This is a genomic window from Rhodococcus sp. GQ147 (assembly GCF_059759155.1).
Genome location: NZ_JCAXDU010000016.1, coordinates 14,472 through 39,563, shown reverse-complemented (window position 1 = coordinate 39,563; position 25,092 = coordinate 14,472). Strand labels below are relative to the sequence as shown.

Below are 25,092 nucleotides of genomic sequence, written 5' to 3'. Positions count from 1 at the left end.
TCGGTCAGATGGGGGAATTCATCATCGAGTCGGCCGCCATGTTCATGTAGTCGACGAGCTGCCGGCGGTGCTCGTCGTCGAGCGTCTTCTCGTCGATCGATGCGATCGCGGTGTGCATGCAGCGCAACCAGGCGTCGCGCTCGAGCGGCCCGATCCGGAAGGGATGATGACGCATGCGCAGCCGCGGGTGGCCCCGCTCCTCGGAGTAGGTGCGCGGGCCGCCCCAGTACTGCTCGAGGAACATCCGCATGCGTCGTTCGGCCGGACCGAGATCCTCCTCGGGATACAGGGGCCGGACGATCTCGTCCCGTGCGATCTCCTCGTAGAACCGTGCAGTGAGCCGGCGGAACGTCTCGGCGCCACCGACCGCCTCGTAGAAGGTCTGCTCGTCACTCATCTGTATTCGTTCACCGTCCCTCTCGACCGTCCATTGTGCCCGCTCCCGACCGCACACCGCCCGACGAGCCGTGCCGGGCGGGACCGTCACCGGATGTTCACCGGCCCGACCTGGACCGGTCCGCTGATTTGGGGTGCGATTCGGGAGCATCCGTGGTCCACTGTTCCCAGTCTTTTCGGAGGTCGTATGAAGCACAGCAGCAGCTCGCATCGACAACTCCCGCCCGCGGACGCCCCTGCAGGGGTGCCGGGGGCTACCACACTGCGCGTGGTGCACGACAGCACCGCGACGGTACCCGACTGGTTGAAACGTCGAGTGTTGCTGCTCAACGCCACCTACGAGCCACTCACGGCCCTGCCCGCTCGCAGGGCCGTGGTCCTGATGGCCGGGGGCAAGGCCGATACCGTGCACGACGATCCGCTCGCCCCGCTGGTGCGGTCGGCAGAATGGTCCGTGCAGCTGCCATCGGTGATCCGTCTGCGCAACTATGTACGCGTTCCGTATCACGCGCGGGTGCCGCTCACCCGGGCCGCGCTCATGCACCGCGACCTGAACCGGTGCGCCTACTGCGGGGGCAAGGCCGAGACGATCGACCACGTCGTGCCGCGCAGCCGAGGCGGCGAGCACACCTGGGAGAACTGCGTCGCATGCTGCGCGCCGTGCAACCACCGCAAGGCCGACAAGCTGCTCACCGAACTCGGATGGACCCTGCGTGTGGTGCCGAATCCGCCCAAGGGCCGGCACTGGCGCCTGCTCGCCACCCTGCCCGAGTTGCACCCCACCTGGCTGCCCTATCTGGGGGAGGGCGCGGCCTGATCGGGCCGTTCTCCGGGGCATATGAGGCCTTTCGGGCCCGGCTGGGCTAACGTTTGGCTGTGAGCATTCTCGAGACAACCCTGATCTTCGTCGGCATCCCGCTGCTGATCGTCTTGGTCTTCGGTGGGCTGTCCTTCGTCCTGAGCAAGTACCCGGGCTCCACGCCGTCGGACGACCCGTACACGCTCGACCGGAAATGGGAGCACGGACCGCTCCTGTGGACCGCGACCGACGAATCGACCCATCCCTGGAAATACCCGCATCATGGTCACGGTCATGCCGCTCTGACCTCGGCGGAGCTGATCGGAGGTACCGCAAGTGGCAAGTGGTGACGTGATCCAGCGTCCGGTCGTCGCGCCGGAGAACCTGCCGCACGGTGCGGCACTCACCGCGAGCGGACGCATCTCCGCCGTGCGCGGTCTCGGTCAGGCCTTCACGGGTGCGCCCTTCAAGGACCGCGACCTCATCACCCTCGACGACACGCTCACGCACGCGACGCGGATCACCAATGTGCGGTTCACCGTCTACATCGGTGACGACGAGAATCCGGCCGCGGCGACCGACGCCCTGCTGCCGACGACGCCGGACGCCGACAACTCGGTCCTCGTCGCCGTCTTCCCGAACCAGCGGAGCATCGAGATCCGCTCGGGTCGCACCGCCGCCGACCGCGCCACCGACCGGGTGCTGCAGCTCGGCGTGACCGCGGCCGTGTCGTCCTTCGGCCAGGGGAATCTGCTCGACGGCATCACCAGTGCCGTCCGCGTCATCGCGAACGCCATGGTCGCTCCCTAGTCCGGAGCCCACGACCATCTGTGGCCCGCTGCCACTCCGCGAAGGAGAGGCGGCGGGCCACAGTCGTCTCATGTGGGCGTCTCATGTGGGCACCGCCCACGGTCGTTCGGTGAGGTCGTCGCGTCAGGACGCGTCGAACGCGCGTGCCTTCAACGAGCGCACGACCCCGGCACGACCCTCGACGACGAGCCGGCGCAGCGCCGGCGGATGGTCGCCGGCGAGGAACTCGTCTGCCGCAGCCACCGACTGCTCACTGATCGACCACGACGGGTAGAGCCCGATCACGACGGTCTGCGCGACCTCGCTCGAACGGCGCTCCCACACTCCCGGCACCTCCGCGAAGTACCGCGCGACGTACGGCTCGAGCAATTCGCCCTGACCGGCCGGGGCGAAACCGCCGATCACGGCGCGCGCCGTGATGTTCGGGACGCTGTCGTCGTGCACGACGGTCTGCCACACCTGCTCCTTGACGGCCTCCTGCGGACGGGCCGCGCGGGCGGCCGCCGCCTGGCGGGCACCCGCGGCCGTCGGGTCGCGTTCGGCCTCCGCGTCGATGAACGGCGACTCCACGCCCTCGCCGTCGACCTCACCCGCCGCGGCGAGCGCCTGGACGATCCGCCAGCGCAGATCGGTGTCGACCGTCAGCCCGGGCAGGCCGACCGTCGCCGGATCGGCGTCCAGCAGCTCCTCGAGCACCTCGGTGTGCCAGGGAGACAGGTACGCGGTGGTCAGCGCGTTGACGAACGCGAGCTGATGGTCGGAGCCGGCGACGGACTCGCGGGCGAGCTCGAGCAGACGGTTGGCGAAGTCCGCCCGGCCCTGCTCCGCGGCCCAGGACGGGTCGGCGTAGCTCTCCAGCGCGGTGTGCGCCTGCATGAGCAGACGCTGGACGACACCGACCTCGGTCTCGGCGGCGATACCGCGCTGCACGAGGGCGACGAAATCGCGCGCCTTCATCTCGGCCTGACGGGTCATCTCCCACGCCGCCGACCACACCAGGGTGCGCGGCAGCGACTCGGCGATGTCGCCGACCCGGTCTATGACGGTCGCGAGCGACTCCTCGTCGAGCCGCACCGAGCAGTACGTCAGGTCGTCGTCGTTGACGAGGACGAACGCGCCGCGCGGCACGCCCACCAGATCGGGGACCTCGGTGCGCTCGGCGGCGTCGACGTCGATCTCCACGCGGTGCGTGCGGACGAGCTTGCCGGAGCCGTCGTCGTCGTACACACCGATCGCGAGGCGGTGCACGCGGAACTCACCGGCGCCGGGCTGGGCACCTTCCTGCACCACCGCGAAACGCGTGAAGTGTCCCTGGTCGTCGACCTCGAAGTCCGGTCGCAGGATGTTCAGGCCGGTGGTCTTGAGCCACTGGGCACCCCAGTCCGACAGGTCGCGGCCGGAGGCCTTCTCCAGCGCGGCGAGCAGGTCGTCGAAGGTGGCGTTGCCGTAGGCGTGGTCGCGGAAGTACTCGCGCAGACCGGCGAGGAAGGGCTCCTGCCCCACATAGGCGACGAGCTGCTTGAGCACCGACGCGCCCTTGGCGTAGGTGATGCCGTCGAAGTTGACCTCGACCGCGGCGAGGTCGGGGATGTCGGCGGCGATCGGGTGCGTCGACGGCAGCTGGTCCTGCCGGTAGGCCCACGACTTCTCGACGTTCGCGAAGGTCGTCCACGCGTTGGTGTACTCGGTGGCCGAGGCCTGGCACAGCACCGACGCGAACGTCGCGAACGACTCGTTGAGCCACAGGTCGTCCCACCAGCGCATGGTGACGAGGTCGCCGAACCACATGTGCGCCATCTCGTGCAGGACGGTCTCGGCGCGGCGCTCGTAGGAGTAGCGGGTGACCTTGGACCGGAAGACGTAGTCCTCCAGGAAGGTCACCGCTCCGGCGTTCTCCATCGCCCCGGCGTTGAACTCGGGCACGAACAGCTGGTCGTACTTGCCGAAGGCGTAGGGGATCCCGAAGTTGGCGTGGTAGAAGCCGAAGCCCTGTTTGGTCTCGGTGAACAGCCGGTCGGCGTCCATGTACTCCGCGAGCGACGCTCGGCAGAAGATGCGCAGCGGGATGGTGCCGTGCTCGTCGGTGTACTCGTCGGACCACACGGCATACGGACCGGCGATGAGCGCGACGAGATAGGTGCTCATCCGCGGGGTGGTGCGGAAGATGTGCAGACCCGGCTGCGCGGCCGCCGTCTGTACGGTGTCGGCGTTGGAGATCACGGCCCAGTCCTGCGGCGCGGTGACCTGCAGGTCGAAGGTGGCCTTGAGATCGGGCTGGTCGAAGCACGCGAACATTCGCTTGGCGTCGGCCGTTTCGAACTGCGAGTACAGGTACACCGCGTCGTCGGTGGGGTCGACGAACCGGTGCAGGCCCTCGCCGGTGTTCGTGTACAGGCAGTCGGCGTCGACGACGAGTTCGTTGTGAGCGGCGAGCCCGGTAAGGGCGATGCCGGTCTCCTCGGAGTATCCGGACACGTCGACGGGGTCGCCGTTGAGGGTCGCCGAATGCACGGTCTTCGCGATGAGGTCGATGAACGTCGAGGCTCCCTCGGTCGCGTCGAATCGCACGGTGGTCACCGATCGGAAGGTCGTGGTGCCCGGCGCGCCGGCACCGTCGGTGAGATCCAGTTCGATGCTGTAGTTGTCGACGGACAGGATCGCGGCCCGTTCGGCGGCCTGCTCGCGGGTCAGATTCGGTGGTGCCACGGGAGAACTCCTTCTCACGACGGAATGTCGGTCGGCGTCCATCCCATCATGATCGGCGAACCCTCACGGAGCGACGTCGGACAACGGCACCGTGGTGTCCGTCAGCCGGCCGACGTCGACGGGCCGCCCGGAGGCGATGAGTGCGCGGAGGTCGTCCCCGGCATCCCAGATGTTGACGTTCATCCCCGCCCGGACCCGCTGCTCGTCGTCGAGCCAGAACGCGAGGAACTGCCGTCCCGGCACGTCGCCGCGGGTGACCACCCGCGCGTCGCGGGGCGCGAGCCCGACATACTCCATGCCAAGGTCGTACTGGTCGGTGAAGAAATAAGGGAGCCGGTCGTAGGTCGCCTCACGTCCGAGCATCGTCGCGGCCGCGACGGCCGGCTGGTTCAGGGCGTTCGCCCAGTGTTCGACGCGCACACGGGTGCCGAGCAGCGGATGCTCCGCCGACGCGATGTCGCCGACAGCGACGATGTCCGGGTCGCTCGTCCGCAGCGATGCGTCGACGAGCACGCCGTCGTCCACCGCGAGTCCGGCGTCGCGGGCCAGCTCGATGTTCGGGCGCGCCCCGACCGCGACGAGCACGGCGTCGGCGGGCACCACACTGTCGTCGCCGAACCGGATGCCGCTCGCGCGACCGTCGTAGGCGACGATCTCGCGCACCGAGGTGTTCGTCCGCAGATCGACACCGTGCGCGCGGTGCAGGTCGGCGAACACCGCACCCATCTCCTCGCCGAGGGCACCGGACAGGGGTTGCTTCGCGGTCTCCGCGACCACCACGCCCGCGCCCCGGTCGCGGGCGTTCGCGGCGATCTCCATGCCGATCCATCCCGCGCCGATGACGGCCAGCCATCCCGCGTGGTCGGTCTCGCCCTGGATCGCGGTGAGCAGCGCATCGGAGTCCTCGATGGTGCGCATGACGTACACGCGTTCGGCGTCGGCTCCGGGAATCGGGACCGTGCGGGGCGTCGAGCCCGTGGCGAGCGCGAGCTTGTCGTAGTGGAGCGTCGACCCGTCGGGCAGCGTCACCGTGTGGGCGGCCGGATCGATCGCGGTGACCTTCGTGCCGAGCAGCAGTTCGACGCGGTGGTCGCGGTACCAGTCGCCGTCGTGCACCGTGAAGTCGGCGAGTTGCTTGCGTCCGGCGAAGTAGTCCTTCGACAACGGCGGTCGCTCATAGGGCAGGTGCTCCTCCGCGCCGATGAGCAGGATGCGCCCGGGAAAGTCGCGGGCGCGCAGTTCCTCTGCCAGCTTGGCGCCGGCCAGACCCGCGCCGACGATCAGAAACGTTTCCTCACCCGACATCGTGGTGCCTCCGCTGTGATGCGTGCCGGACCTGCTTCCCGGCTCCGACGTTACGGCTACCGCCCGCACTACGGCCCGGTTCAGGAAGAATCGTCGACGGGGCCGTGTTGAACATGCTTGTAGTTGTCCGGCCCGTACGAACTCTTGTGAGGAGATCTCTTGAGCGACCTGACTGCCGCGTCCTCGACCGGCAAGGACATCGCCGACTTCTGGTTCGATCCGTTGTGCCCGTGGTGCTGGATCACCTCGCGCTGGATCCTCGAGGTCACGAAGGTGCGCGACATCGAGGCGCGTTTCCACGTCATGAGCCTGGCCGTGCTGAACGAGGGGCGCGACCTGCCGGAGGAGTACGCCGAGCTGATGACGAAAGCCTGGGGCCCGGTGCGCGTCGCGATCGCTGCGGCGCAGAAGTACGGCGACGACATCCTCTCCCCGCTGTACACGGCGATGGGCACCCGCATCCACAACGAGGGCAACAAGGACTTCGCGGACGTGATCGCCGCGTCGCTCGCCGAACTCGACCTCGACGCCTCGCTGGCCGAGGCCGCCGACAGCGACGCCTACGACGAGGCTCTGCGCACGAGCCATCACGCCGGCATGGACAAGGTGGGCCAGGACGTCGGTACCCCGACGATCCATGTCAACGGCATCGCCTTCTTCGGGCCCGTCCTGTCGAAGATCCCGCGCGGGGAAGAGGCCGGCAAGGTATGGGACGGTGTGGTTGCCCTCGCGTCCTACCCGCACTTCTTCGAGCTCAAGCGCAGCCGCGACGAGGAGCCCGACTTCTCCTGACCGGGCACCGCCGTGGCGCTCGGTAGAGTGCAACGGCGTGTCGAACGATCATGTGGTCCGGCCGGCGACGGTGCACGATGTCGAGAAGGCGACGGCAACGCTCGGACGAGCGTTCCGCGACTATCCGTTCACCCGCTACACCGTCGACGGCCGGGACCACGAGACCCGGGTCCGCGACCTCCAAGGGCTCTTCCTCGCCGAGATCGGCATGCGCTGCGGCGAGGTATGGGTCTCCGACGACGTCGACGCCGTGGCCGTCTGGACGACGCCCGGCTCCACCGGACTCGAGGAGGCGTTCACGTCCGTCTCCGATCGGGTGACGGAGCTGCGGGGTGATCGTGCCCGCGCCGCCGAACTGGCCGAGCAGGCCACCGCGGAACTGCAACCGAGCGAGCCAGGGTGGTTCCTGGCCACGGTGGGCGTCGATCCCGCCTCGCAGGGGCGCGGCCTGGGACGGGCCGTCCTCGAACCAGGACTTCGCGCGGCCGAGCGGCAGGGGGTCGCGGCCTGTCTGGAGACCTCCTCGGAGGCGAACGTCGCGCTCTACGAACGTCTCGGATTCGTCGTTACCGGTGTCGTGGAGCTGCCGGACGGTGGCCCGAAGGTCTGGGCGATGCGCCGCTGACCTGCCGGGGCGGGGTTCGCCACGCTCGGGACCGAAGGTCGCAACGCTCCGCCGTACAGACTTGTGCTCACTCCGAATTCGATTCTCGGCTTCGGGTCGGGCGCGGACTACCGTGATGCATCACGGCTCGCGGCCTCCGGACTGCCAGCGGCACCCACCCGCCGCGCTACGGTGCCCTCTGACCCGCCCCCGGCGTGGTGCCCTCTGACCCGCCCCCGGCGTGGTGCCCTCTGACCCGCCCCGGCGGGGTGTGCTCCGACCCGCCCCTCGCACGGCGAACGGCGCCTGCGGGCGAGCGGACGAGTCTCGTTAGACTCGGCCCATGCGCGTTTACCTGGGAGCCGACCACGCGGGCTTCGAACGGAAGAATGAGATCATCGAGCACCTGAAGAAGAACGGCCATGAGCCGATCGACTGCGGTGCGTTCGAGTACGACGCCCTCGACGACTACCCGGCCTTCTGCATCGAGGCTGCTCGGCGCACCGTCGCCGACGAGGGCAGCCTCGGTATCGTGCTCGGTGGCAGCGGTAACGGCGAGCAGATCGCCGCCAACAAGGTGCGAGGTGCGCGCTGCGCCCTCGCCTGGAGCGTCGACACCGCCAAGCTTGCGCGCGAGCACAACAACGCGCAGCTCATCGGCATCGGTGGCCGCATGCACAGCCTTGAGGAGACCCTTGCGATCGTCGACGCCTTCCTGTCGACCGAGTGGTCGAACGAGGAGCGTCACCAGCGCCGTATCGACATCCTCGCCGAGTACGAGAAGACCGGCGAGGCTCCGGCAGTTCCCGGCGCACCTGCCTGATCCGTGCCCGAAGGACACATCCTGCACCGGCTTGCCCGGCTGCACCACGAGTGGTACTCGGGTGCGCCGGTGCGGGTGTCCAGTCCGCAGGGGCGGTTCGCCGACGGTGCCGCCGCCGTGGACGGGCGCTTCCTGACCCACGCGGACGCGTGGGGCAAGCATCTCTTCCACCACTACGAGGGCGGTCTCGCCGTCCACGTGCACCTCGGTATCTACGGTGAGTTCACCGACCGCGAGTTGCCGCTCGGCGAACCGGTCGGACAGGTGCGGATGCGGATGATCGGCGCGCGCCACGGCAGCGACCTGCGTGGTCCGGCGGCGTGCGAGGTGCTCACCCCCGGCGAGGTCGAGGCGATCGAGGCCCGGCTCGGTCCAGACCCGCTGCGACCCGACGCCGATCCCGAGCGGGCATGGCGCCGTATCGGCAGATCACGCACCGCGATCGGCGCGTTGCTCATGAACCAGGCCGTCATCGCCGGCGTCGGCAACGTCTACCGCGCAGAAGTGCTCTTCCGTCACGGCATCCATCCGGAACGTCCGGGAAACAAGCTGTCCCGCAGAGAGTTCGACGCGATCTGGGCCGACCTCGTCGAACTGATGAACGTCGGTGTGGAGCACGGGCGCATGCACGTCGTGCGACCCGAACACGACCACGGCGCACCGGCCTACGCCAAGAACAGGCCCCGGACGTACGTCTACCGCCGTGCCGGCGAACCCTGCCGGATCTGCGGGACTCCCGTTCTGCACTCGGTCATGCAGGCGCGGAACCTGTTCTGGTGCCCGGTCTGTCAGCCGAGCTGACCCGACTCAGCTGACCCGACTCAGCAGATCCGACTCGGCAGATCCGACTCAGAAATCGAAGCCCCCGAAATCGAATCCGCCGCCGTCTCCGCCACCGAAGTCGTCACCGCCTCCGTACTCGTCGCCCCCGCCGTACTCGTCACCACCGCCGAAGTCGTCGCCGGCACCTGTCTCCGCCGACGGATCACCGACACCGGATTCGAATGCCTGCGCGTCGTAGGGGACACCGGCCATCCCGGCGAACATCGTCGAGAAGAGCAGCATCGAGCCGACGCCCCACGCGCCCGCGACCAGGGCGGGCTTCCACCACGGCTCCGAATACCAGCCCGCAGGGACAGGCCGGCCCGCGACGCGGCCGCCGGGGTAGTAGTTCGGCGTCGCGGAGGACGGTGACGGCGACGCGGCGATGGTGCGGCCCTCGAAGTCGACGGTGCGCTTCTCGGTGACCTCGCCGGCGGACTTCTGTCCGTCGAGCGTTGGGATCTCCGGCCCCGGGTCCATGCCCATCGCCAGGCGCGCAGCTCGGATGTAGTACAGACCTTCGAGCGCGGTCTGTTTCGCGAGACGCGCCTGCATCGGCGAGTTCGCCTGTTCGATCTGGGAGCCGGCGGCGGTGAAGCGCTCGGAGGCGTCCGCCAGCGCCTGACGCGAGGCGTCGTCGGTGCCGGTCAGGTTGTAGATCTGGCCGCCGAGACGCTCGATCGCCTGCCGTGCGTCGGCCTTGGTGTCGTCGAGGGTGACGGTGCGGTGACGGGTGGTGCTCTTCTGGGAGCGGGAGACGAAGTACACCACGGCACCGACGGCGGCGAGGATGAGCAGAAGTTCCACGGCCCGATCCTTCCGGTGGGGGAGGGTCCTGTCCTCCAGCGTACCGACGCGGGGAGTCACTCCCCGAGGACCGCGCGCATCCCTTCCTGCAGGCACGAATCGAACGAATCGCGGTTGGGGACGACCGTGGGGTCCACCGCCAGGCCCATGCAGCAGGTGTCGCGATAGGACATCGCCGACGCGGTCATCATCGCGCCGTCGGCCGCACCGAAGCCGTAGTACCGCTCGATCTTCGCGCCGCCGACGTAGAGCGGCGCGTGGGAACCGGGGAGCGTGGACACCACCACGTCCCGCGGACCGACGGCGATGTCGGAGTGTGCTCCGGCGGAGGACGGGAACGAGATGTCGATGCGTCGCATGAGATCGACCGTGTCCATCGCGTGGATGTCCGCCTCGTCCTCGGGTGCCATAGGCACCGCCCCGCCGTCCGGCCCGGGGACGACGACACGCAGATCGTCGATCGAGCGGCCGTGCCGCCGCCGGTACTCGCTGCACGCGAGGAGCATCGCAGTGGAGAACCCGCTCGACACGCGGCAGCCCGCGCGTTCGCAGGCGTGACGCAGGGCGGCGAGATCCGCGTCGAGTACGTGCAGTCGCGGCGCGCGGGGTGCGGGCTCCTCGTGGTCGCCGGTGCGTCCGAGCAGGGCGTTGATCAATCCGGTGCCCAGCGAGGTGAACATGTGCGCCGCGGTGCGGAACGACTCGACGCCCTGTTCGGACACCGATCTCGCCCACGACAACATGGACTCGGACTGACCGGGTGAGGGTGCCGAGCCGAGATGCCGGAGCCGGATCACCAGCGCCGACTGGCCACCGCCGAGGCCGTCGAGCAAGGTCAGTTCCCAGCGCGGGTGCCGGAGACCCGAGGGGTCGGGGGCCGTGCGGGCGTAGGCGAGTACCTCCTCGAAAGTCGCGGGGGCGGGCAGGGCGACCCGCTCGAGATGCCACGGCGGATCCGAGTCGGGATGCCCGGCGCGGCGCGGCGGATCGAGCCCGAACGGCAGTTCCACCACCCGGTGCCGGAAACTGGGCGACTCGTGGTTGCCGGGCGCGAGCACGGCGGCGACCCGATCCCAGTCGGGGGTGGCATCGAGAAGGACCGCGGCGACGACGGAGGCGCCGGGAGAGAGGGCCCGGGGGAGGTCGTCGGAGGTGTCCTTCACAAGAGGGACGGTCTCATATCGTGAACGACGCACACCCCTGCTTGACTCTCGCTTTGCACTATCGAGTCGAAAAGGTGACACGTCGTTGCTGGATTCGGGATCTCCCCACGTGCCGGTTCTCACCTCCGTGAGTGCCCTTTCCGGCGTACCACCACCGCTGCGCCCAGACCCGCTGCGGCGATCCACGGTGCGCCGGAGACGAACGGATCGAGCCACTGGTGGTTGACGTCGGCACGCGAACTCCGCCGCCTCGACGCCCCGCCGTGCGCGGTGATCTCCGACCGGATCCCGCTCTCGGTCACGGGATTGTCGGGACGGCCCTGCATCAGGGCCCGGACCCGGCTCTCGGCGACGTCGATGCGGTCGGCGCCGATCAGGAGCAACCAGTGCGCGGCGCGGCCTTCGCTGTAGCGGCGGTAGGCGTGCCTGCGCACGACGCCGGACAGTCCCTTCAGCGGCGCCGTGGTGCCGAAGACCGGGGTGACGAAGGCATGCTCGATCGAGCGTTCGCGGGTCTCGTACCCGGGCTGGCGTTCGGGGAAGTCCCAGTGCGCGCCGGTCGTCTCAGGTGCGAAGCGTTCCTTCGGCACCGAGGGCCGATCGCGAGGATCCAGGTCGACTCCCCATCCGGGGATGCGGGCGCGCAGTTGGTCGGGGGTCTCCGGGGGTTCGGGCTTGTCTGCGGTGTAGGCCATGGCGGATCCTCCTCAACTCCCGTCGGCGACGATGATCGGCTTGATGCACCTGTCGAGCTTCGACGAGAACATGTGGTAGGCCTCGGGGATGTGTTCGAGCGGGACACGGTGCGTGACGATGTCGTTCGGCTTCAGATAGCCGTTGCGGACGTGCTCGAACAGACGGGGCCACTGACGTTTGACGGGGCACTGGTTCATCCGCAAGGTCAGCCCCTTGTTGAGTGCGTCGCCGAACTTCACGGCACTGAAGATCGGGCCGTAGGCGCCCACCACCGAGACGGTGCCGCCCTTGCGGACACCGTCGATGGCCCAGTTCAGCGCGACCGGCGAGCCACCTTGCATCTTCAATTTCGCGGCCGTGACGTGCTGCAGGAAGTTGCCGTCGGCCTCCGCCCCGACCGCATCGATGGCGACGTCCGCTCCGAGATGACCGGTGATCTTCTTCAGGTGGACGATGATGTCGTCGTACTCCGCGAAGTTGTAGGTCTCGGCGTGAGCGAAGGTCCGGGCCTTCTCCAGCCGGTACTCGAGGTGGTCGATCACGATGACCCGGCCGGCACCCATGAACCAGGCGGACTTCGCCGCGTACAGGCCCACCGGTCCGGCGCCGAAGACCACGACCGTGTCGCCCTCGACGATGTCACCCAGCTGTGCACCGAAGTAGCCGGTCGCGAGGGCGTCGGTGAGCATCAGGGCGTCCTCGCCGTCCATCCAGTCGGGCACGATCGTTGGGCCGACGTCGGCGAACGGCACCCGCACGAACTCGGCCTGGCCGCCGTCGTAGCCGCCGCAGGTGTGCGAGTAGCCGTAGATGCCGCCGACCGCGGTGGCGTTGGGGTTGACGTTGTGGCAGTTGGAGTACAGGCCGCGCGCGCAGAAGAAGCACGACCCGCAGAAGACGTTGAACGGGACCATGACCCGGTCGCCGGGTTTCAGGTTCTGCACCGACGGCCCGACCTCGTGGACCACCCCGACGAACTCGTGACCGAAGGTCGTACCGACGCGGGTGTCGGGCATCATCCCGTGATAGACGCCCGGTGGAGCGCGTCGACGACGTCGGCGACGGCGTGACGGCGGGCGAACGCGCGTCGCTGCAGCATCGCCCCGGTGCCGCGGGCGAGGATCGCCTCCCACATCGCCACCGCGCACCGGCGGTCGCCGGCCTCCTCGAGTCGGGGGCCGATGTACCGGAGGAAGGCGCGGAAGGACTGCTGCGCGGTGGTGGGCCGCCCGGTGAACACGTCGACGGCACGTCCGGTCGGCCCCTCGCGAGCAGCGCACAGGTACGCGGCGTGGACGACCTCGTCGGCGACCGGGGGAGCAGTGATGCCCGCCCGGACCTCTCGTTCGGCGGTGGCGACGAGCGCGCGGACGAGCATCGCCAGGAGAACAGTCTCGTCGACGGTCGCCGGCACGTCGCTCACCCGGATCTCGACGGTGGGCAGATGCGCCGAGGGACGCACGTCCCAATAGACCATGCCCGGATCGAGGATGTTGCCGCTCTCGATCATCATGGCGACGATCGCGTCGTAGTGCTCCGCCGACGTGAACCGCGGGGGAGGACCCGCGCACGGCCACCGGGAGGCCATGATCGCCCGCCAACTGGCGTACCCGGTGTCGCGGCCCCGATGGATGGGCGAGTTGGCCGTCGCGGCCAGCAGGGTGGGCAACCACACCCGGACGTGATTGCACACCAGGACGGCGGTTTCGCGGTCGGCGACACCGACGTGGACGTGGCAGCCGCAGACCTCCTGCTCCTCGGCGAGACGTCCGTACCGCTCGGCCATCGTCCGGTAGCGCGGCACATCCGTCACGGACGCGAGCTTCTGGAGCGTGGGCGACACACCCGACGCGAGCAGACCCGCGTGCGCCTCCCGCGCGGCCGCGGCTGCGACGGTCCGGCCCTCGACGATACGCGCGCGCAACTCGGCCGAGCTGCGGCAGACCGGTGTGTTCACCTCGACCTGGATGCGTTTGAGCTCGTAGTCCATGTCGAGTCCGAGCCGGGCGGCTGCGGCCACGACGAGGTCGTTGCTCGCGGTCAGCCGTTCGGAGGTCGGGTCGACGAGGAAGAACTCCTCCTCGACGCCGACGGTCGGAGCGGGGGTCGGGGGCATGTCCGGAGTCGGTCTGGGGCGCCGAGGCATCGTTGCCTCCCTGCATAGCGAGGCGCCGTCGGTACAGCCGGCGCCGTCGTTGACGCCGGCGCCTTCTCGACCGACCGCTGACCTACGGGGGTGAGACGACGATACTCGGATTTCACACCGGAGAACGGCATTCGATGGTGGAGAGGGACCGACCGGAGGTGGGGCGGGGTCGGTCCCTCCACACCCCCTACGGTGTCATCCGACGACGCCCCACCCGTTCGCGGTCGCGTCCGCTGGAGGGACGCGACGAGGAATCACGACGCGGTGGTTCGTGCGGTCGTCGGAATGCGGATGGGCTGGGCCGGACGGGACGGTCCGGAACGACGAAGCCCGCCGGTGCTGTGTGCACCCGGCGGGCTTCCTCCGTGGAGGGGATGACGGGAATCGAACCCGCGTAGCCAGTTTGGAAGACTGGGGCTCTACCATTGAGCTACATCCCCGTTGCGCCTGCAGCGCCGGTGTCGACCGGTGCTGCGGCTTGCGAGATGAGACTGTACCGGACCTCGCTTTGGATTTCATAATCGGGGGGCCGTAGGATTCTGCGATGGGTCCCGCGGTCGGATGCGGTGCCTTCACGACCGGGATGTGGCGCAGCTTGGTAGCGCATCCGCTTTGGGAGCGGAGGGTCGCAGGTTCGAATCCTGTCATCCCGACCAGATCGAACAGCGTCAGCGCGCTCAGTAGTGACACGAACGACCGACAAGAGAGCACGACAGAAGGAGCATGTCCGTGAAGAGCACCGTCGAGCAGCTGAGCCCGACGCGAGTCCGTATCAATGTTGAGGTGCCCTTCGAGGAGCTCCAGCCTGATTTCGACCGCGCTTTCAAGGCCCTCGCCGGCCAGGTCCGCATCCCGGGCTTCCGCCCCGGTAAGGCACCTCGCAAGATCCTCGAGGCCCGCGTCGGCCGCGGAGCCGTCCTGGACCAGGTCATCAACGAGGCCATCCAGAGCCGCTACAGCGAAGCCGTGACCGCGAACGACGTCAAGGTCATCAGCCAGCCCGAGATCGACGTCACCAAGCTCGAGGACAACGTCGAGCTGGCGTTCACCGCCGAGGTCGACGTGCGTCCCGAGATCACCCTCCCCGATTTCTCCGAGATCGCCGTCACCGTCGATCCCGTCGAGATCACCGACGAGGACATCGCCGAGCAGCTTCTGTCGCTGCGTCAGCGCTTCGGCACCCTGACGGGTGTCGAGCGTCCGGTGCAGGACGGCGACTTCGTCTCCATCGACCTGTCCGCGACGGTCGACGGCAACGAGGTTCCAGAGGCCGCCACCGAGGGCCTGTCGCACGAGGTCGGCTCCGGCCAGCTCATCGACGGACTCGACGAGGCGATCATCGGCCTGTCCGCCGGCGAGTCGAAGGAGTTCACCTCCACGCTGGTCGCCGGCGAGTACGCCGGTAAGGAAGCCGTCGTCACCGTCAAGGTCAACACCGTCAAGCAGCGCGAGCTGCCCGAGGCCGACGACGAGTTCGCGCAGCTCGCGAGCGAGTTCGACACCATCGGCGAGCTCGAGGCCGACCTCCGCGAGCGCGTCCAGCGCGTCAAGCAGGTCGAGCAGGCCGGCCAGATCCGCGACAAGGTCCTCGAGGTTCTCCTCGAGACCGTCGACATTCCGGTTCCCGAGGCTGCCGTCCAGGCCGAGGTCGACAGCGCGCTGCACGACGCGATCCACGAGCTCGATCACGACGAGACCAAGCTGAACGAGCTGCTCGAGGCCCAGGGTTCGAGCCGCGAGGAGTTCGACAAGGAAGCACGCGAGTCCGCCGAGCGTTCGGTGAAGACCCAGCTGCTCCTCGACGCGATCGCCGAGGCGGAGAACACCACGGTCGAGCAGCAGGAGCTGACCGAGCGCATCTTCTTCCAGGCGCAGCGCTACGGCATCCCGCCGGAGCAGTTCATCCAGCAGATCAGCCAGGCCAACCAGCTAGGTGCCGTCTTCGCCGACGTCCGCCGCGGCAAGGCGCTCGGCACCGTCGTCGATCGCGCCAACGTGACCGACACCACGGGTGCGACCGTCGACACCGCCGAGCTGTTCGGCACCAAGAAGGACGATGACGCCGAGGGCGAGAACGCCGAGGCGGAGACCACCGAGGACTCGGCCTCCGAGTAGTCGGACGACCCGCGGAGATTCGAAACCCCAGGGGTCACGAATTTCCGCTTTCAGCGAAGAGGGGCGGCACCGGGCATCCGGTGCCGCCCCGTTTCGTTAGTGTCAGTGTCAGCAACCCACGATCGACGAGAAGGCAGGTACCCGTGACTCCTCAGAATCCGGCGACATCCATCGGTCCCGCGATGACCTCGGCCACTGCTGGGCTGAACCTCAGCGACTCGGTGTACGAACGCCTGCTCCGCGAGCGCATCATCTTCCTGGGCACCCAGGTCGACGACGACATCGCGAACAAACTGTGCGCGCAGATCCTTCTGCTGTCGGCCGAGGACCCCACCCGCGACATCTCCCTGTACATCAACTCACCGGGCGGTTCGGTCACCGCCGGTATGGCGATCTACGACACGATGAAGTTCGTCGAGTGCGATGTCGCGACCTTCGCGATGGGTCTCGCCGCCTCGATGGGTCAGTTCCTGCTCTCCGCCGGTACCAAGGGCAAGCGTTACGCACTCCCGCACGCGCGGATCATGATGCACCAGCCGTCCGCAGGCATCGGTGGTACGGCGAGCGACATCGCGATCATGGCGGAGCAGTTCGCACACACCAAGCGCGAGATGGCCGAGCTCATCGCGGAGCACACGGGCCAGTCGGTGGAGCAGATCACCAAGGACTCCGACCGCGACCGCTGGTTCACGGCGCAGCAGGCGCTCGAATACGGCTTCGTCGACCACGTCGTCTCCCGGGCGCAGCAGGCCGGCGGCACCGCCAACTAGGTCCCGGCCCGATCTGCCCTCACACCACCGAATTCTTGGAGAAGCGATGACCAACATGTTCGATCCGCGCCAGCTCGGCGGCGCCGCTCCTGCCTCGCCCGCGAGCCGCTACATCCTCCCGTCGTTCATCGAGCACTCGAGCTACGGCGTCAAGGAATCCAACCCGTACAACAAGCTGTTCGAAGAGCGCATCATCTTCCTCGGCGTCCAGGTCGACGACGCGTCCGCCAACGACGTGATGGCCCAGCTGCTGGTGCTCGAGTCGCTCGATCCCGACCGCGACATCACCATGTACATCAACTCGCCGGGTGGTTCGTTCACCTCGCTCATGGCGATCTACGACACCATGCAGTACGTCCGCGCCGACATCACCACGGTGTGCCTCGGGCAGGCGGCATCCGCCGCGGCCGTCCTGCTCGCCGCCGGCACTCCCGGCAAGCGTCTGGCGCTGCCCAACGCTCGCGTGCTCATCCACCAGCCCGCGACGGGTGGCATCCAGGGACAGGTCTCCGACCTCGAGATCCAGGCCGCCGAGATCGAGCGCATGCGTACCCTCATGGAGAACACGCTCTCGAAGCACACCGGTAAGGATCCCGAGCAGATCCGCAAGGACACCGATCGGGACAAGATCCTCACGGCGGAGCAGGCAGTCGAATACGGTCTGATCGACCGGGTCCTCGAGTACCGCAAGCTCTCGGCCCAGAAGTAGAACGTCGCAGGCGGTTCCGGAAGGCACGGTGCCTTCCGGAACCACCGAGGCCGGGACTGTGATCGCCGACACATGTTGTGGTGTACAAATATGACCGGAAACGCGCAGAACCGGTCGACCTGCGCGCCGACATCCGGGTACGGTCGATCAAAGGGCCCGCTCCCCGGGACCGCCCCGTGTGGTGGTTGCGGGACCGGTTGCACGCACACGAGGAAGTAGGGACCTGACTGATGGCACGTATCGGTGACGGCGGAGATCTGCTCAAGTGCTCCTTCTGCGGAAAGAGCCAGAAGCAGGTCAAGAAGCTCATTGCGGGCCCCGGTGTCTACATCTGCGACGAGTGCATCGATCTCTGCAACGAGATCATCGAGGAGGAGCTGGCCGAGACCAGCGAGGTCAAGCTCGACGAGCTGCCCAAGCCGGCCGAGATCCGCGACTTCCTCGACAACTACGTGATCGGCCAGGACGACGCCAAGCGCACGCTGGCCGTGGCGGTCTACAACCACTACAAGCGCATCCAGGCCGGCGACAAGGGCCGCGACTCCCGCGGTGAGACGGTCGAACTCGCGAAGTCCAACATCCTGCTTCTCGGCCCCACCGGTTGTGGCAAGACCTACCTCGCGCAGACGCTCGCGAAGATGCTCAACGTGCCCTTCGCCATCGCCGACGCCACCGCACTGACGGAGGCCGGCTACGTCGGTGAGGACGTCGAGAACATCCTCCTCAAGCTCATCCAGGCCGCCGACTACGACGTCAAGCGCGCCGAGACCGGCATCATCTACATCGACGAGGTCGACAAGATCGCCCGCAAGAGCGAGAACCCGTCGATCACTCGCGACGTGTCGGGCGAGGGCGTGCAGCAGGCGCTGCTGAAGATCCTCGAAGGCACCCAGGCATCCGTCCCGCCGCAGGGTGGTCGCAAGCATCCGCACCAGGAGTTCATCCAGATCGACACCACGAACGTGCTGTTCATCGTGGCGGGTGCATTCGCGGGTCTCGAGAAGATCGTCTCCGACCGCGTCGGCAAGCGCGGCATCGGCTTCGGCGCCGAGGTTCGGTCGAAGGCCGAAATCGACACCACCGACCACTTCGCCGACGTCATGCCCGAGGACCTCATCAAGTTCGGCCTGATCCCGGAGTTCATCGGTCGTCTGCCGATCCTCGCGTCGGTGACCAATCTCGACAAGGAATCACTCGTCCAGATCCTGTCGGAGCCGAAGAACGCTCTGGTCAAGCAGTACGTGCGCCTGTTCGAGATGGACGGCGTCGAACTCGAGTTCTCCCAGGACGGACTCGAAGCGATCGCCGACCAGGCGATCCTCCGTGGCACCGGCGCCCGCGGGCTCCGCGCCATCATGGAGGAGGTGCTCCTGCCCGTGATGTACGACATCCCCAGCCGCGACGACGTCGCCAAGGTCGTGGTCACCGCCGAGACCGTCAACGACAACGTCCTTCCGACGATCGTGCCGCGCAAGACCGATCGGGAACGGCGCGACAAGACCGCCTGATTCCGAAGACCCTTCGGAACTGCACGAGCGCCTCGGCACGAAAGTGCCGAGGCGCTCGTCGTCTTTGGCGGTCGAATCCGGTCCGTCGGTGGATCAGCGCAGTGTGATGGTCCCGCCGTCGACCATGAGTGTCTGGCCCGTCATGTAGGACGCATCCTCACTGGCCAGAAAGACCGCGACACGGCCGATATCGGCCTGCGGGTCACCGAAGCGGTGCATCGGGGTCTTCGCCAGTAGCGCCTCCTCGACGCCGGGGTTGGCCGCGATGTACGCCTCGACGCCCTCGGTCAGTGCCAGAGGCGAGATGACGTTGACATTGATGTCCTCCGCGGCCCATTCGTTCGCCGCGACCCGGCTGATCGCCCGGATCGCTTCCTTCGCAGCGGCGTACGAACTCTGCGTGGCGCTCCCTTCGATCCCGGCTCCCGACGCGAAGTTGATCACCGACCCCTTGTTCGCGGCGAGCTGGGCGTGCGCTGCCTTCATCAATCGGAAGGTCGGATAGAAGCCCGTGCCGAACGACAGGTCGAGCATCTCCTGTGTGGTCTCGAGCAGTGGCGCCTGTCGGGATGCGTGCGCATTGTTGACGAGCACGTCGAGCTTTCCGAACCGTTCGACGGCCGCCGCGACGATCGTCTCGGCGCTCGACTCGTCGGAGATGTCCGCGTACAGGAATTTCCCGGCTTCGCCGACCTCGGCTTCGAGGGCTTCACCCGCGGGCCGGTCGATGTCGACGAACAGGACGCGGGCACCCTCGCCCATGAATGCTCTGACGATGCCGCGTCCGATCCCTCCGGCACCACCGGTGACGATCGCGACCTTGTCTGCAAGTCTCATGTTTGCTCCCTTCGTGGGTGCGGTGTCAAGCGATCAGTCGACGGCCAGTGCGACCTTCTCGAGTTCCGCGATGCTGTAGGCGGCGTAGGTCTCGTACGGGCCGCGGCCGATGAAGTACGACGAGAGCTGCTCGTCGAGTTCCTCGACCGTGAATGCCGAACCGGCTGCGTCGAAGCGGTTCTCGACGGTCGGCGCTGCCATGAGCGCGACCATTTTTCCGTACACCACGAACACCTGTCCGGTGATCTCCGAGGAGGCCGGCGAGGCGAGGTAACGCACGAGGGTGGCCACGCGCTCCGGCGCCAGGGGATCGAGTCCGGTCGTGGCGCCGGCCTCGCCGAAGGCCTCCGCGGTCATCGCGGTGCGTGCGCGGGGGCAGATCGCATTCGCGGTGACGCCGTAGCGCGCCAGCCCCTGCGCCGTGGACAGTGTCAGTGCCGTGATGCCTGCCTTCGCAGCGGAATAGTTCGGCTGTCCGGCGGAACCGAAGAGGAAGGCCTCCGACGAGGTGTTGACGACGCGGCCGTAGACCGGTCCACCCGCAGCCTTGCTCGCCTGACGCCAGTACACCGCCGCCGCATGTGAGGTGGCGGCATGGCCCTTGAGGTGCACTCGGATCACGTCGTCCCAGTCGGACTCGGTGAGGTTGAAGATCATCTTGTCGCGGATGATGCCCGCGTTGTTGACGAGGATGTCGAAGGACCCGAATGCCTTGACCGATTCCTCGACGAGGCGACCGCCGAGAGCCCAGTCGGACACGTCGCCGGTGACGGCGATGGCCTGGCCTCCCGACGCGACGATTTCCTCTGCCACCTCGTGCGCTGCGTCGCCCATGTCGTTGACGACGACTGCGACGCCTGCCTCGGCGAGGGCGAGGGCTTCGGCGCGGCCCAGGCCGGCCCCGGCGCCGGTCACGACCGCCGCGCGCCCGGCCAGACTTACGGATTCACCCATGAAACGTCTCCTGTTCGATGGCGGCGGTTCGTCAGTGCACCGCGCCGGAATTAGTATTCATTCTAGTCTCGGGTGGTGGTTGGTCCACCCACGGGACGGGTCCCACTGGCCGGGATCAGGCGGGATACGAGACGTGCCCACCTGGAACGTTCGTCGCCGCAGTGGTCGATGCGCCACCGGTCGTGAAGGGGAGGAACCGAGCATGCCCAGACTTGCGGAGGCCCGGGACGCCGCAGAACCGAGTTCGGCGGAACAGCATGCGCGATACGGCCGGATCATCGACGCTGCCGCACAGTTGGGGGCGGTGAAGGAACTCGAACGCGTTCGGATGCAGGAGGTCGCCGAACTCGCCGGCGTCGCCATCGGGACCCTCTACCGCTACTTTCCGTCCAAGACCCATCTGTTCGTCGCGGTCATGGTGGATCAGATCGATCGGATGGGAATCCACCTCTCCAGGCGCTCGCAGTCGTCCTCGTCGCCTGTCGACGTCGTATACGACGCGTTGCTGCAGGCCACCCGGGCGCTCGTGCGCACTCCGTTACTGGCGAACGCGATGATCCGATCCGCCGGGTCGTCGAACGCCGCCACCATTCCCGACGTGGCGAAGATCGACCAGCACATCGACGGACTGCTCCTGGCCGCCGCGGGTATCGCGGAACCCACGGTGCGGGACGCGACCGTCGTGCGGTTGGTCGTGGCGCTGTGGTTCGGTCTCGTCCAGTCCGCGCTCAACGGGCGGATATCGATCCCCGAGGTGGAGTCCGATCTGCGCGTCGCGTGCGACCTTTTGCTGGTCGATCTGCCCGCCGGTACGCGTTGACGGGCAATTCTCGAAGACCGCATTCCGCAAGGTCCGTCCCGCTCGTTGGGACTGCGCAGGAAACTGCGGTTACCGTCACTAGAATAAATTTCAATATCTTCGAGAGCTGGGAGTAGGCATGAGCAAGGTCGTCATCGTGGAGGCCGCGCGGACACCGATCGGTCGTCGCCGCGGACAGCTGGCCGGGGTCCACCCCGCGGTGTTGCTCGGTGCCGCCCAGAAGGCCGTTCTCGACCGCACCGGCCTCCCCGCCGACGAGATCGGTCAGCTCGTCGGAGGCGCCGTCACCCAGGCGGGGGAACAGTCGAACAACGTGACCCGGCAGGCCTGGCTCCACGCAGGTCTCCCGTACACGACCGCGGCGACGACCATCGACTGCGCGTGCAGTTCGTCGCAGCAGGCGGTCCACATGGTGGCGGGCCTGATCGCGTCCGGGCAGATCGACGCCGGAATCGGATGCGGCGTCGAAGTCATGAGTCGCGTGTTCCTCGGCCAGGCAAACGCCCCGGGCACCGGCAACCCCTATCCGGACGACTGGTCGATCGACATGGGCGACCAGTTCACCTCTGCCGAACGTATCGCCCACAAGCGCGGCATCAAACGTGACGATGTCGATGCTCTCGGATTCGAGTCGCAGCGTCGCGCCGCAGCCGCGTGGGCCGAGGGGCGCTTCGACCGCGAGATCGTCCCGGTGCAGGCGCCGGTCGTGACCAAGGAGGGCGAGCCCACCGGTGAGATCGCGACCGTGACGCGTGACGGAGGTCTTCGCGAAACCACCGCGGAAGGACTCGCCGGTCTCCGGCCGGTCATCGAGAACGGAATCCACACCGCCGGAAACTCCTCCCAGGTCAGCGACGGCGCGGCCGCCGTACTGCTGATGAGTGAGGACAAGGCGCGCGAGTCGGGTCTGCGGCCACGTGCCCGTATCCTCGCGTCGACGCTCGTCGGTTCGGACCCGTACTACCACCTCGACGGCCCCATCGACGCGACTCGCGCGGTACTCGAGCGCACCGGAATGTCCTTGTCCGACATCGACATCGTCGAGATCAACGAAGCCTTCGCTTCGGTCGTGTTGTCCTGGGTGCAGGTCCACGGGGCCGACATGAGCAAGGTCAACGTCAACGGCGGCGCCATCGCGCTCGGCCACCCCGTCGGTTCCACCGGCTCGCGACTGATCACCAGTGCCCTGCACGAACTCGAGCGCTCGGGCCGTTCGACTGCGCTGGTCACGATGTGTGCGGGTGGCGCGATGGCCTCCGCCACCATCATCGAGCGCATCTGACGCCGGACATTCTGCTATCCGAAGGGACCCGATCATGACTCTGGGATTGAGCGACGAGGACCGCGAGCTCCGTGATTCCGTACGCGGCTGGGCGGCACGACACGCCACACCCGACGTGATCCGCACGGCCGTCGAAGCGAAGACGGAAGCCCGCCCGACGTACTGGAGCTCGTTCGCCGAACTCGGCATGCTGGGATTGCACCTGCCCGAAGAGGTCGGAGGCGCCGGTTTCGGACTACTCGAAACGGCGATCGTCGCAGAAGAACTCGGACGAGCCATGGTGCCCGGCCCGTTCCTTCCGACCGCGATCGTGTCCGCGGTCCTCGACGAGGCCGGCCGTCGCAGCGAACTCGACGGGCTCGCGGACGGTTCGCTGTTCGGTGCGGTCGCCCTGCAGCCGGGGGACCTGCGAGTGGAGCGCGACGGCGATTCCGTCACGCTCTCGGGAACCTCCGGTGTCGCCCTCGGCGGCCAGGTCGCGGATGTGTTCCTGCTCGCGGCCGACGACGGTGGTGAGCGGGTCTTCGTCGTCGTGACCCGTGACCGGGTCGAGGTCACGAACCTGCCCAGCTACGACGTGATCCGCCGCAACGCCGAGATCACCGTGAGCGCCCTGAGGTTGTCCGACGGGGACGTGCTGAGATCGGACCCGCATCGGATCGTCGATATCGCCGCGACCTTGTTCGCCGCCGAGGCCGCCGGTCTCGCGGACTGGGCGACCACCACCGCCGCGGACTATGCGCGGGTCCGCAAGCAGTTCGGCCGTGTCATCGGACAGTTCCAGGGTGTCAAGCACACCGTCGCCCGAATGCTCTGCCTCACCGAACAGGCTCGGGTCGTGGCCTGGGACGCAGCGCGAGCGCGGCGCGAGGACGTGCCGGACGACGAGGCGTCGCTGGCCGTGGCGGTCGCCGCGTCCATCGCCCCGGAGGCCGCCTTCCAGGTCACCAAGAACTGCATCCAGGTGCTCGGCGGCATCGGCTACACCTGGGAGCACGACGCGCACCTGTACATGCGGCGCGCCCAGTCCCTCCGGATCCTGCTCGGCTCCACGGCGTCGTGGCGGCGCCGGGTCGCCCACCTCACGCTCGACGGTGCCCGCCGCGTGCTGAGCGTCGATCTTCCGCCCGAGGCGGAACGGATCCGCGCCGACGTCCGTGCCGAACTCGAGCCGGCGAAGTCGCTGGAGAACGCAGCGCGGAAGGCGTATCTGGCGGAGAAGGGCTACACCGCCCCCCACCTGCCCGAACCATGGGGCAAGGCCGCCGACGCCGTCACGCAACTCGTCGTCGCCGAGGAACTGCGCGCCGCCGAACTCGAACCGCACGACATGATCATCGGCAACTGGGTGGTGCCGACCCTGATCGCGCACGGCAGTACCGAGCAGATCGAGCGATTCGTCCCGCAGTCGCTGCGCGGGGATCTCGTGTGGTGTCAGCTCTTCTCCGAACCCGGCGCCGGGTCCGACCTTGCGGGCCTGTCCACCAAGGCCGTCAAGGTGGACGGCGGATGGAGGCTCGACGGCCAGAAGGTGTGGACGTCGATGGCGCGGGTCGCGGACTGGGGCATCTGCCTCGCCCGCACCGACGCGGAAGCGCCCAAACACAAAGGCCTGTCCTACTTCCTGATCGACATCAGGAACACCGAGGGGCTCGACATCCGGCCGCTGCGGGAGATCACCGGCGAAGCCCTGTTCAACGAGGTGTTCCTCGACGGCGTGTTCGTGCCCGACGAGTGCCTCGTCGGCGAGCCCGGGGACGGATGGAAGCTCGCCCGTACCACCCTCGCGAACGAACGCGTCTCCCTCTCGCACGATTCGACTTTCGGTGCCGGCTGCGAGATCCTTATGGCGCTCGCGAACGGTATGCCCGGTGGGCCGGACGACGAACAACTCACCGTCCTCGGCAAGGTTCTCGGCGATGCCGCGTCCGGTGGCCTCATGGGTCTGCGTACCGCTCTGCGGTCCCTGGCCGGTGCACAGCCGGGTGCCGAGTCCTCCGTCGCCAAGCTCCTCGGCGTCGAGCACCTCCAGCAGGTCTGGGAGACCGCGATGGACTGGGCCGGTACTGCGTCGTTGCTCGACGACCAGGACCGAACCTCGGCCACCCACATGTTCCTCAACGTGCAGTGCATGTCCATCGCCGGTGGGACGACCAACGTCCAGCTGAACATCATCGGTGAGAGGCTTCTCGGCCTGCCCCGCGATCCCGAACCCGGAAAGTGACGCC

Annotated in this window: 23 protein-coding genes, 2 tRNA genes and 1 pseudogene; 15 read left to right on the top strand and 11 right to left on the bottom strand. The window is 67.9% G+C overall.

Going from position 1 to position 25,092, the window contains the following annotated elements; genetic code table 11:
• Positions 1-4: 4 nt before the first annotated feature.
• Entirely contained in the window at positions 5-397 is a 393-nt protein-coding gene (locus AC6CID_RS18090; RefSeq protein ID WP_006551125.1) for a globin, read from the bottom strand.
• Positions 398-583: 186 nt separating this feature from the next.
• On the opposite strand from AC6CID_RS18090, the gene AC6CID_RS18085 reads away from it, so the two are divergent.
• Genes AC6CID_RS18085 through AC6CID_RS18075 form a run of 3 tightly spaced genes read left to right on the top strand, consistent with a single transcriptional unit; the run spans position 584 to position 2,005 of the window.
• On the top strand, positions 584-1,213 hold the full coding sequence (locus AC6CID_RS18085) for an HNH endonuclease (protein WP_024100561.1): 630 nt from the start codon (positions 584-586) through the stop codon (positions 1,211-1,213).
• Positions 1,214-1,272: 59 nt separating this feature from the next.
• The gene (gene ctaJ, locus AC6CID_RS18080; protein ID WP_006551127.1) at positions 1,273-1,545 is read left to right on the top strand and encodes an aa3-type cytochrome oxidase subunit CtaJ; all 273 of its coding nucleotides are present in this window, start codon (positions 1,273-1,275) and stop codon (positions 1,543-1,545) included.
• A complete protein-coding gene (locus AC6CID_RS18075) occupies positions 1,532-2,005 on the top strand; it encodes a DUF5130 domain-containing protein (RefSeq protein WP_006551128.1) in 474 nt (157 codons plus the stop codon). The genes ctaJ and AC6CID_RS18075 overlap by 14 nt, the downstream gene beginning before the upstream one ends.
• Positions 2,006-2,128: 123 nt before the next feature.
• Here AC6CID_RS18075 and pepN read toward each other — a convergent pair whose 3' ends face one another.
• The gene (gene pepN, locus AC6CID_RS18070; protein ID WP_498354272.1) at positions 2,129-4,711 is read right to left on the bottom strand and encodes an aminopeptidase N; all 2,583 of its coding nucleotides are present in this window, start codon (positions 4,709-4,711) and stop codon (positions 2,129-2,131) included.
• A gap of 63 nt (positions 4,712-4,774) precedes the next feature.
• Positions 4,775-6,016, bottom strand: a complete 1,242-nt coding sequence (locus AC6CID_RS18065) for an NAD(P)/FAD-dependent oxidoreductase (RefSeq protein WP_024100563.1) — start codon at positions 6,014-6,016, stop codon at positions 4,775-4,777.
• A 159-nt stretch (positions 6,017-6,175) separates the two neighbouring features.
• Here AC6CID_RS18065 and AC6CID_RS18060 point away from each other — a divergent pair, with 159 nt between their 5' ends.
• The 4 genes from AC6CID_RS18060 (at position 6,176) to AC6CID_RS18045 (ending at position 9,036) form a co-directional block, all read left to right on the top strand.
• Positions 6,176-6,808, top strand: a complete 633-nt coding sequence (locus AC6CID_RS18060; protein ID WP_006551131.1) for a mycothiol-dependent nitroreductase Rv2466c family protein — start codon at positions 6,176-6,178, stop codon at positions 6,806-6,808.
• Between the two features lie 37 nt (positions 6,809-6,845).
• Complete coding sequence (locus AC6CID_RS18055; protein ID WP_024100565.1) at positions 6,846-7,433, top strand: GNAT family N-acetyltransferase; 588 nt, start codon at positions 6,846-6,848, stop codon at positions 7,431-7,433.
• A 322-nt stretch (positions 7,434-7,755) separates the two neighbouring features.
• Positions 7,756-8,235 carry a ribose-5-phosphate isomerase gene (locus tag AC6CID_RS18050; RefSeq protein ID WP_006551133.1) on the top strand — a complete coding sequence of 160 codons (480 nt, stop codon included), beginning with the start codon at positions 7,756-7,758 and terminating at the stop codon, positions 8,233-8,235.
• 3 nt (positions 8,236-8,238) lie between these two features.
• Complete coding sequence (locus AC6CID_RS18045; protein ID WP_465861674.1) at positions 8,239-9,036, top strand: Fpg/Nei family DNA glycosylase; 798 nt, start codon at positions 8,239-8,241, stop codon at positions 9,034-9,036.
• Between the two features lie 48 nt (positions 9,037-9,084).
• Here the strand turns inward: AC6CID_RS18045 and AC6CID_RS18040 are convergent, their stop codons facing one another.
• From AC6CID_RS18040 to AC6CID_RS18015, 6 genes and pseudogenes are all read right to left on the bottom strand, one after another.
• On the bottom strand, positions 9,085-9,864 hold the full coding sequence (locus tag AC6CID_RS18040) for a DUF1542 domain-containing protein (RefSeq protein ID WP_482127327.1): 780 nt from the start codon (positions 9,862-9,864) through the stop codon (positions 9,085-9,087).
• A 56-nt stretch (positions 9,865-9,920) separates the two neighbouring features.
• On the bottom strand, positions 9,921-11,027 hold the full coding sequence (locus tag AC6CID_RS18035; RefSeq protein ID WP_482127328.1) for a wax ester/triacylglycerol synthase domain-containing protein: 1,107 nt from the start codon (positions 11,025-11,027) through the stop codon (positions 9,921-9,923).
• A 119-nt stretch (positions 11,028-11,146) separates the two neighbouring features.
• Positions 11,147-11,722 carry a hypothetical protein gene (locus AC6CID_RS18030; RefSeq protein WP_064061832.1) on the bottom strand — a complete coding sequence of 192 codons (576 nt, stop codon included), beginning with the start codon at positions 11,720-11,722 and terminating at the stop codon, positions 11,147-11,149.
• 12 nt (positions 11,723-11,734) lie between these two features.
• A pseudogene (locus AC6CID_RS18025) lies at positions 11,735-12,754 on the bottom strand (zinc-dependent alcohol dehydrogenase); the annotation flags it as partial.
• Positions 12,739-13,839: a carboxylate-amine ligase gene (locus tag AC6CID_RS18020; protein ID WP_064061833.1), complete on the bottom strand. Its 1,101-nt coding sequence runs from the start codon at positions 13,837-13,839 to the stop codon at positions 12,739-12,741. The pseudogene AC6CID_RS18025 and the gene AC6CID_RS18020, both read right to left, overlap by 16 nt.
• Positions 13,840-14,235: 396 nt before the next feature.
• A tRNA-Gly gene (locus AC6CID_RS18015) sits at positions 14,236-14,309 on the bottom strand.
• Positions 14,310-14,448: 139 nt separating this feature from the next.
• On the opposite strand from AC6CID_RS18015, the gene AC6CID_RS18010 reads away from it, so the two are divergent.
• From AC6CID_RS18010 to clpX, 5 genes are all read left to right on the top strand, one after another.
• Positions 14,449-14,525: transfer RNA gene (locus tag AC6CID_RS18010), tRNA-Pro, on the top strand.
• A gap of 73 nt (positions 14,526-14,598) precedes the next feature.
• Positions 14,599-15,984, top strand: coding sequence for a trigger factor (tig, locus tag AC6CID_RS18005; RefSeq protein ID WP_346772272.1), 1,386 nt, complete (start codon positions 14,599-14,601; stop codon positions 15,982-15,984).
• Positions 15,985-16,127: 143 nt separating this feature from the next.
• Positions 16,128-16,754, top strand: coding sequence for an ATP-dependent Clp protease proteolytic subunit (locus AC6CID_RS18000; protein WP_016691866.1), 627 nt, complete (start codon positions 16,128-16,130; stop codon positions 16,752-16,754).
• 46 nt (positions 16,755-16,800) lie between these two features.
• Positions 16,801-17,463 carry an ATP-dependent Clp protease proteolytic subunit gene (locus tag AC6CID_RS17995; RefSeq protein WP_016691867.1) on the top strand — a complete coding sequence of 221 codons (663 nt, stop codon included), beginning with the start codon at positions 16,801-16,803 and terminating at the stop codon, positions 17,461-17,463.
• A gap of 230 nt (positions 17,464-17,693) precedes the next feature.
• On the top strand, positions 17,694-18,971 hold the full coding sequence (gene clpX, locus AC6CID_RS17990; protein WP_006551142.1) for an ATP-dependent Clp protease ATP-binding subunit ClpX: 1,278 nt from the start codon (positions 17,694-17,696) through the stop codon (positions 18,969-18,971).
• A 93-nt stretch (positions 18,972-19,064) separates the two neighbouring features.
• On the opposite strand, the gene AC6CID_RS17985 is transcribed toward clpX, so the two are convergent.
• Positions 19,065-19,808 carry an SDR family NAD(P)-dependent oxidoreductase gene (locus tag AC6CID_RS17985; protein WP_006551143.1) on the bottom strand — a complete coding sequence of 248 codons (744 nt, stop codon included), beginning with the start codon at positions 19,806-19,808 and terminating at the stop codon, positions 19,065-19,067.
• Between the two features lie 33 nt (positions 19,809-19,841).
• Positions 19,842-20,762 carry a 3-oxoacyl-ACP reductase gene (locus tag AC6CID_RS17980; RefSeq protein ID WP_498354271.1) on the bottom strand — a complete coding sequence of 307 codons (921 nt, stop codon included), beginning with the start codon at positions 20,760-20,762 and terminating at the stop codon, positions 19,842-19,844.
• Between the two features lie 202 nt (positions 20,763-20,964).
• On the opposite strand from AC6CID_RS17980, the gene AC6CID_RS17975 reads away from it, so the two are divergent.
• The 3 genes from AC6CID_RS17975 to AC6CID_RS17965 all read left to right on the top strand — a co-directional run bounded on the left by AC6CID_RS17975 (position 20,965) and on the right by AC6CID_RS17965 (position 25,088).
• Complete coding sequence (locus AC6CID_RS17975) at positions 20,965-21,582, top strand: TetR/AcrR family transcriptional regulator (RefSeq protein ID WP_498354270.1); 618 nt, start codon at positions 20,965-20,967, stop codon at positions 21,580-21,582.
• Positions 21,583-21,700: 118 nt separating this feature from the next.
• Positions 21,701-22,864 carry a steroid 3-ketoacyl-CoA thiolase gene (locus AC6CID_RS17970; protein ID WP_482127330.1) on the top strand — a complete coding sequence of 388 codons (1,164 nt, stop codon included), beginning with the start codon at positions 21,701-21,703 and terminating at the stop codon, positions 22,862-22,864.
• 34 nt (positions 22,865-22,898) lie between these two features.
• Entirely contained in the window at positions 22,899-25,088 is a 2,190-nt protein-coding gene (locus tag AC6CID_RS17965) for an acyl-CoA dehydrogenase family protein (protein WP_482127331.1), read from the top strand.
• The last annotated feature ends 4 nt before the right edge of the window (positions 25,089-25,092 follow it).